The 7,725-nt window shown below is 39.7% G+C and carries 5 protein-coding genes and 3 pseudogenes; 4 read left to right on the forward strand and 4 right to left on the reverse strand.

The window, feature by feature from the left end; translation table 11 throughout:
* Positions 1-195: 195 nt before the first annotated feature.
* Positions 196-1,722 carry an ATP-binding cassette domain-containing protein gene (locus HT709_RS05125; protein WP_138699673.1) on the forward strand — a complete coding sequence of 509 codons (1,527 nt, stop codon included), beginning with the start codon at positions 196-198 and terminating at the stop codon, positions 1,720-1,722.
* Positions 1,723-1,869: 147 nt separating this feature from the next.
* Here the strand turns inward: HT709_RS05125 and htpX are convergent, their stop codons facing one another.
* Both htpX and HT709_RS05135 read right to left on the reverse strand, forming a co-directional pair.
* Positions 1,870-2,769: a zinc metalloprotease HtpX gene (gene htpX / locus HT709_RS05130; RefSeq protein ID WP_023934415.1), complete on the reverse strand. Its 900-nt coding sequence runs from the start codon at positions 2,767-2,769 to the stop codon at positions 1,870-1,872.
* A gap of 1 nt (position 2,770) precedes the next feature.
* Positions 2,771-3,331, reverse strand: a complete 561-nt coding sequence (locus HT709_RS05135) for a LemA family protein (RefSeq protein ID WP_000219828.1) — start codon at positions 3,329-3,331, stop codon at positions 2,771-2,773.
* Positions 3,332-3,424: 93 nt separating this feature from the next.
* Here HT709_RS05135 and rsmG point away from each other — a divergent pair, with 93 nt between their 5' ends.
* Both rsmG and HT709_RS05145 read left to right on the forward strand, forming a co-directional pair.
* Complete coding sequence (gene rsmG / locus HT709_RS05140; protein ID WP_119919906.1) at positions 3,425-4,138, forward strand: 16S rRNA (guanine(527)-N(7))-methyltransferase RsmG; 714 nt, start codon at positions 3,425-3,427, stop codon at positions 4,136-4,138.
* A 252-nt stretch (positions 4,139-4,390) separates the two neighbouring features.
* Complete coding sequence (locus tag HT709_RS05145; RefSeq protein ID WP_014017276.1) at positions 4,391-5,674, forward strand: solute carrier family 23 protein; 1,284 nt, start codon at positions 4,391-4,393, stop codon at positions 5,672-5,674.
* A gap of 417 nt (positions 5,675-6,091) precedes the next feature.
* Here the strand turns inward: HT709_RS05145 and HT709_RS05150 are convergent.
* Together HT709_RS05150 and HT709_RS05155 are read right to left on the reverse strand one after the other, a co-directional pair.
* Positions 6,092-6,876, reverse strand: a pseudogene (locus HT709_RS05150) (IS630 family transposase).
* A 41-nt stretch (positions 6,877-6,917) separates the two neighbouring features.
* A pseudogene (locus tag HT709_RS05155) lies at positions 6,918-7,057 on the reverse strand (IS630 transposase-related protein); the annotation flags it as partial.
* 130 nt (positions 7,058-7,187) lie between these two features.
* Here HT709_RS05155 and HT709_RS05160 point away from each other — a divergent pair.
* Positions 7,188-7,725 (forward strand): annotated as a pseudogene (locus HT709_RS05160) (transposase family protein); the annotation flags it as partial.

Raw genomic sequence — 7,725 nt, forward strand, 5'->3', positions numbered from 1 at the left:
GCTCAAAACACTGTTTTGAGGTTGTAGATAAGACTGACGAAGTCAGTCACATATATACGGTAAGGCGACGCTGACGTGGTTTGAAGAGATTTTCGAAGAGTATTAATAGAGTTTTTTTGACATAGACTTTGGGCTCTACTAGGTAAAGTAGAGCTTTTTGTTATGTAGTATCAACATTCTAGAAAGGGCAATCATATGATAAAAATCAATCACCTGACCATCACACAAAACAAAGATTTACGAGACCTTGTCTCTGACCTCAGCATGACCATCCAAGACAGGGAAAAGGTCGCTATTATTGGTGAAGAAGGAAATGGCAAATCCACCTTACTTAAAATTTTAATGGGGGAAACTTTGCCTGATTTCACTATCGGGGGAGACATTCAATCTGATTATCAATCAATAGCCTACATTCCTCAAAAACTTCCTGAGGACCTGAAAAATAGAACTCTACACGACTACTTCTTTTTAGATACTATTGATTTAGATTACAGTGTCCTCTATCGTTTAGCTGAGGAATTGCATTTTGATAGCAATCGTTTCGCAAGCGACCAAGAGATTGGTAGTCTATCAGGGGGTGAAGCTTTGAAAATTCAGCTCATCCATGAGTTAGCCAAACCTTTTGAGATTCTATTTTTAGATGAACCTTCAAATGACTTGGATCTTGAGACGGTTGATTGGCTAAAAGGTCAAATGCGTAAGATTCGGCAAACCGTTATTTTCATTTCCCATGATGAGGACTTTCTTTCTGAAACGGCAGACACTATTGTTCACTTGCGACTGGTCAAGCACCGTAAAGAAGCAGAAACACTAGTAGAGCATTTAGACTATGATAGTTATAGTGAGCAGAGAAAGGCTAATTTTGCCAGACAAACCCAGCAAGCAGCCAACGACCAAAGAGCCTACGATAAAACCATGGAAAAACATCAACGAGTTAAACAAAATGTAGAAACTGCTCTTCGAGCTACCAAAGACAGTACTGCCGGTCGCCTATTGGCTAAAAAGATGAAAACTGTCCTCTCACAAGAAAAACGCTACGAAAAGGCAGCTCAGTCCATGACTCAAAAGCCACTTGAAGAGGAACAAATCCAACTTTTCTTTTCAGACATCCAACCATTACCAGCTTCTAAAGTCTTAGTCCAACTGGAAAAAGAAAATTTGTCCATTGACGACCGAGTTTTGGTTCAAAAACTACAACTAACTGTCCGTGGCCAAGAAAAAATCGGTATTATCGGGCCAAATGGTGTTGGGAAATCAACTCTGTTAGCCAAGTTACAGAGACTTCTGAATGATAAAAGAGAGATTTCACTTGGTTTTATGCCACAAGATTACCACAAAAAACTGCAATTGGATTTATCCCCAATAGCCTATCTCAGTAAAACTGGGGAAAAAGAGGAACTACAGAAAATCCAATCTCACCTAGCTAGTCTCAATTTCAGTTATCCAGAAATGCAGCATCAAATTCGCTCCTTATCTGGCGGACAACAGGGAAAACTCCTGCTTTTGGATTTAGTCCTGCGCAAACCAAACTTTCTCCTGCTGGATGAACCCACACGAAACTTTTCTCCAACTTCTCAACCCGAAATTAGAAAACTCTTTGCCACTTATCCTGGTGGTCTCATCACTGTTTCGCATGACCGTTGTTTCTTAAAAGAGATCTGTTCAATCATCTATCGCTTAACAGAACACGGTTTGGAGCTAGTTAATTTTCAAGATTTATAAATTTTCAACATCGCAAATATGTGGGGCAAAAACACAATTTTAGGAGAAAAAGAAGTAAATCTTCCCATAATAAAACGCATAATATCAAGTTTTCACACCTGATATTATGCGTTTTTCAGATTTTAAAGACTTTTTCCAGCCTTCATTTTACATATGTTTTAAACGTTCAATCCGTTCTGAGATAGGTGGGTGGGTATAAAAGAGTTTTTTGAACCCTCCCCCTTTCTTAGGATCATTGATATAAAGTGCACTGCTAGCATCATCGACGTGGCGACTCATAGGTTTGCTATTGTCCAACTTATCTAGGGCATTAATCATTCCCTGGGGATTGCGAGTCAGCTCGACACTAGATGCATCTGCCAGAAATTCCCTCTGACGAGAAATAGCGAGCTGAACCAAGGTTGCAGCGAGAGGTGCCAGTACAATAGCTAGTAGGGAAACCACTAGCATAATGATTTCAAGACCATTTCCATCTCGGTCATCATCACTTCGTCTGCGACCTGCTCCACCCCACCACATCATACGACCTGCCATACCAGAAAGCATGGTGATAGCACTAGCAAGGGCAACTGCAATAGTCGAAATACGGATATCATAATTACGAATATGACTGACTTCATGTCCCATAACAGCTTCTAGTTCTTCACGATTCATGATAGCTAGTAGACCTGAAGTCGCAGCAACCGCCGCATTTTGAGGGTTAGAACCTGTCGCAAAGGCATTTAAGGCTGGATCATCAATGATGAAAACACGGGGCATAGGAATCTGAGCGACCATAGCCATATCTTCCACTACGTGGTAGAAATCTGGTGCCGTTTGTTCATCAATCTCACGCGCCCCGTTCATGGACATGACAATCTCTGTTGATTGAAAAATCATGGACAAGGCATAGATAAAGCCGATAATCAGTGCGATAACCAAACCACCAATCCCAGACCGCATAAAGAGGTAACCAACCGCATAACCAACAAGAGCTAAGAGTAGGAAAAATACCAGCAATAAAATCCACGTTTTTCGTTTATTGCTTGCAATTTGATCAAACAGCATCTTAGTCACCTAAACCGCTAAAATCAACCTTAGGAACTGCCTTTTCCTCTTCTGGTGTTTGAAGGAAATCTGCTGCTTTAAATCCAAACATTCCAGCGATAATGTTGCTTGGGAAAGTCTCTAATTTTACATTGTAGTTGCTGACAACACTGTTATAGAGTTGACGAGAGTAAGAAATTTTATTTTCTGTGTTTGTCAACTCCTCTTGCAATTTAACAAAGTTAGCACTAGCTTTCAAATCTGGATAGCTTTCTGCAACTGCAAAAATACCTGAAACCTGACGAGTGAGGGCATCACTGGCTTTCATAGCTTCTGCTGGTGAAGTCGCTGCCGCCACTTGGTTACGTAGTTCTGCCACCTTTTCAAGGGTAGAACCTTCATATTTAGCATAACCTTTTACAGTCTCAATCAAGTTTGGCAAGAGGTCATTTCGACGTTTCAACTGAACATCAATTTGGCTCCAAGCCTCCTTTGTTTGCATACGATTCTTAACCAAACCGTTATAGCTAACAATCACAAAAATAACAACAAGAGCGATAACTCCAAGAATAATCCAAGTCATGATATAAGTCCTTTCTACTTTTAGATTAGTACCAGTATATCAAATTTTTAATGATTGTGGTAAAATAAGATGATACTAAAGAAGGAAATAACTATGAAACCAGAAACATTTTACAACTTGCTTGCCGAGCAAAATCTTCCACTTTCGGACCAGCAAAAAAAACAATTTGAACGTTATTTTGAACTCTTAGTCGAGTGGAATGAGAAGATTAATTTGACGGCGATTACGGACAAGGAAGAAGTTTATCTCAAACATTTTTACGATTCGATTGCACCCATTCTTCAAGGTTTGATTCCCAATGAAAATATCAAATTGCTTGATATCGGGGCTGGGGCAGGATTTCCTAGTCTACCAATGAAAATTCTCTATCCTCAGTTAGATGTGACCATTATTGATTCACTCAATAAGCGCATCAACTTCCTACAACTCTTGGCTCAAGAACTGGATTTGGACGATGTTCATTTCTACCATGGACGTGCAGAAGACTTGGCACAAGACAAAAACTTCCGTGCTCAATATGATTTTGTAACAGCTCGTGCGGTTGCCCGTATGCAGGTCTTATCTGAATTGACAATTCCTTACCTTAAAGTTGGCGGAAAACTATTGGCACTCAAGGCCAGCAATGCTCCTGAGGAGTTATTAGAAGCTAAGAATGCCCTCAACCTCCTCTTCAGTAAAGTCGAAGACAATCTCAACTACGCCCTACCAAATGGAAATCCGCGTTATATCACAGTGGTGGAAAAGAAAAAAGAAACACCAAATAAATATCCGAGAAAGGCTGGCATGCCCAACAAACGCCCGCTTTAAATTTTTTAGTAAAAAATGTTTACAAAGTCATCCTCGCTCTCTTATTTTTAGGCTCGGGAAAAAATGATTTACAAAATCATTTTTTTCTGCTATACTATCCTAAGCAAAGGTTTTTAATGTCATCCCGTGAGGTGACGAAGACGCAGAAATACTTGAAACTCTCTAAAATCTAGATTTTAGAGAAGTCTTACTCTGAGGGCCTATTGCTGTAAAATAATGGGCTCTTTTTTGATGCCCAAAAGTGAGGTTTATATGAAACAAGAATCAACTGTTGATTTGTTACTAGACGTTGACCAACGTCCTTCGACTGGAAAAGGAACTCTCCTTAGCTTCCAACACGTTTTCGCCATGTTTGGTGCGACCATCTTGGTACCCTTGATTTTGGGAATGCCTGTATCTGTTGCCCTTTTTGCTTCAGGTGTTGGAACACTCATCTACATGATTGCTACTGGTTTTAAAGTTCCAGTTTATCTAGGTTCTTCATTCGCCTTTATCACAGCTATGTCACTAGCTATGAAGGAAATGGGAGGAGATATATCTGCTGCTCAAACTGGAGTTATCTTGACTGGTTTGGTCTATGTCCTTGTTGCTACCAGCATCCGATTTGTAGGAACAAAATGGATTGATAGACTCTTGCCACCAATCATCATCGGACCTATGATTATCGTTATCGGTCTTGGACTTGCAGGTTCAGCTGTTACCAACGCTGGTCTTGTAGCTGATGGAAACTGGAAAAATGCTCTTGTAGCAGTTGTTACTTTCTTGATTGCTGCCTTTATCAATACAAAGGGAAAAGGATTCCTACGAATCATTCCATTTCTCTTTGCCATTATCGGTGGTTACCTCTTCGCACTAACTCTTGGCTTGGTTGACTTTACACCAGTTCTTAAAGCTAACTGGTTTGAAATTCCTGGTTTCTACTTGCCATTTAACACAGGTGGTGCCTTTAAAGAATACAATCTTTACTTTGGTCCAGAAGCCATCGCTATCTTGCCAATCGCTATCGTAACAATTTCTGAACATATCGGAGACCATACTGTTTTGGGTCAAATCTGTGGCCGTCAATTCTTAAAAGAACCAGGTCTTCACCGTACTCTTCTTGGTGACGGTATCGCAACTTCTGTTTCTGCCTTCCTTGGTGGACCAGCCAATACAACTTACGGAGAAAATACAGGGGTTATCGGTATGACTCGTATCGCTTCTGTCTCAGTTATCCGTAACGCTGCCTTCATCGCGATTGCCCTCAGCTTCCTTGGTAAATTCACTGCCTTGATTTCAACTATTCCAAACGCTGTACTTGGTGGTATGTCAATCCTTCTCTATGGGGTTATCGCCAGCAATGGTTTGAAAGTCTTGATTAAAGAACGTGTTGATTTCGCTCAAATGCGAAACCTCATCATCGCAAGTGCTATGTTGGTTCTTGGACTTGGAGGAGCTGTCCTTAAACTTGGTCCAGTTACACTTTCAGGTACTGCTCTTTCAGCCATGACAGGAATCATCTTGAACTTGATCTTGCCATACGAAAATAAAGACTAATACTCTTCGAAAATCTCTTCAAACTACGTCAACGTCGCCTTGCCGTAGATATATGTAACTGACTTCGTCAGTCTTATCTACAACCTCAAAGCAGTGCTTTGAACAACCTGCGGCTAGTTTCCTAGTTTCCTAGTTTGCTCTTTGATTTTCATTGAGTATAAGAGTCTAAACATATCAAAAAACAAGCATTTCCAATTACGGAAGTGCTTATTTTTTTGATACTTAAAAGTAAGTGTATCCCCCTAACGCTGTCTAATATGTCTCCCCTATATGCATACGCTTCCACTCAGAGAACTCTACCTTGAACAGTTCAGGGGCTTTTTTAGCATTGTTATAAACTATAATATAGTAACCTTCCTTATTCCAAAACTTTCCTAAAATCTCAGCGTCTTCCAGCTCTGCTTCATAATCTAATACTCATCTGCTTTCAAAAAGCATTCTATTCCATCTCCGATTAACGATGGACTTTATCACCTCCTTCTCCAGTCCTTGTATAACATCTTGAAGTTGATTCATGATATCTTCCAATATGGGCATCAACAGCTCCATAACAATAGCGAAATTCTCGTATATAGTGACTATGGACATGTGGACCTACTCCCATTGGAGCCCAACAAAATCCCAGTTTACTGATTCTACCGAAACCAGCCTCATCTTGGTACATCAAGCGAACCTTACGAAAATGCCTACTGGTTTTAAAGCGCTTTCTTGTCTTCTTGAATTGAGATTTTATTTTTAGACGCGACAATGGTTTGAACGTCTGCTTTCTTGGGATGTTCTGGACGTGGCCTAATATTTCGCCAACCATGGCGCTTCAAGAGTTGATAAAAGGCATCACATGTGTAGGAAGGACCTAACTCCTTTGTATAAGCCTGAAATAAGGCATCAATTGTAACAAATTCTCCTGCCTCTGCAGCCTTCAAATGACGGGCAAGAAAGGCTTTCTCTTCCTCAATTGTCATATATGCATGGTTACGACAACCACGTGTTTCTTGAAGGAGAGAATCGCGTCCGAACTCCTCATATTTTTTTACAGTTGGCCAAATCGTTGTTTGATTACAGCCTAAAAGCTCTATAATCTCTTTATAAGATTTACCCATCAGACGAAATAGAACGATTTGAAGGCGTTTATGATATTTAGCTGTACTAGAGTCTTTTAAAAGTGTTTTGATAGCTTGGATTTCTTCTTTAGTTGATTTCATATTACTACTATATAATGCTTTTTTATTTTAGTTTAGTATGAGTGTCCTTGTTCACGTCTTTCTTTTCCCACATGAAGAGAGTTCTGACGCCAACATCAAAAACCTTGGCTGCCTCGACATGGCTGTGCCCCTCTTTGATGTAATCTAATTCTCGATGTTTAAAATCTGTACTATATGCCATAGCTTTATTATAACATGCTTGTTTGAAACTAAGAAAATATCAAAACTCCATAATTGTTTTTCTAAAATACAGCTTTCAAATATCCTTAAATATAATAGACTTCCTGTGAAACAAAAATATGATACAATAAAATTATGAAGCAAGTAAACAACTAACTGATACACGATTTAAGCTCCTTGTTGCTGTTCAGCGCACGACTTTTGAAGAGATGTGAGCTGTATTGAAAACAGCTTATCAAGGTAAACACGCAAAAGGGGGACGAAAACCTAAACTAAGCTTAGAAGACCTTCTTATGGCGACTTCAATATGTGCGAGAATATCGAACTTATGAAGAAATTGCGGCTGATTTTGGTATTCACGAAAGCAACTTAACCCATCGGAGTCAATGGGTTGAAGTAACTCTTGTTCAAAGTGGTTTTACGATTTCAAGAACTCCTCTCAGTTCTGAGGACACGGTAATGATTGATGCGACGGAAGTAAAAATCCATCGCCCTAAAAAACAATTAGCGAATGATTCTGGTAAAAAGAAATGCCACGCTATGAAGGCTCAAGCGATTGTCACAAGTCAAGGGAGAATTGTTTCTTTGGAGATCACTGTGAACTATTGTCATGATATGAAGTTGTTCAAAATGAGTCGCAGAAATATCGGACAAGCTGGTAAAATCTTG

This window comes from Streptococcus sp. 1343 (assembly GCF_013277355.1).
Lineage (GTDB): Bacteria > Bacillota > Bacilli > Lactobacillales > Streptococcaceae > Streptococcus > Streptococcus pseudopneumoniae.

Bases quoted from the DNA above. Each gene is read 5' to 3' on its own strand.
- HT709_RS05125 (WP_138699673.1), top strand. From the start codon at position 196: ATGATAAAAATCAATCACCTGACCATCACACAAAACAAAGATTTACGA.
- htpX (WP_023934415.1), bottom strand. From the start codon at position 2,769: ATGCTGTTTGATCAAATTGCAAGCAATAAACGAAAAACGTGGATTTTA.
- HT709_RS05135 (WP_000219828.1), bottom strand. From the start codon at position 3,331: ATGACTTGGATTATTCTTGGAGTTATCGCTCTTGTTGTTATTTTTGTG.
- rsmG (WP_119919906.1), top strand. From the start codon at position 3,425: ATGAAACCAGAAACATTTTACAACTTGCTTGCCGAGCAAAATCTTCCA.
- HT709_RS05145 (WP_014017276.1), top strand. From the start codon at position 4,391: ATGAAACAAGAATCAACTGTTGATTTGTTACTAGACGTTGACCAACGT.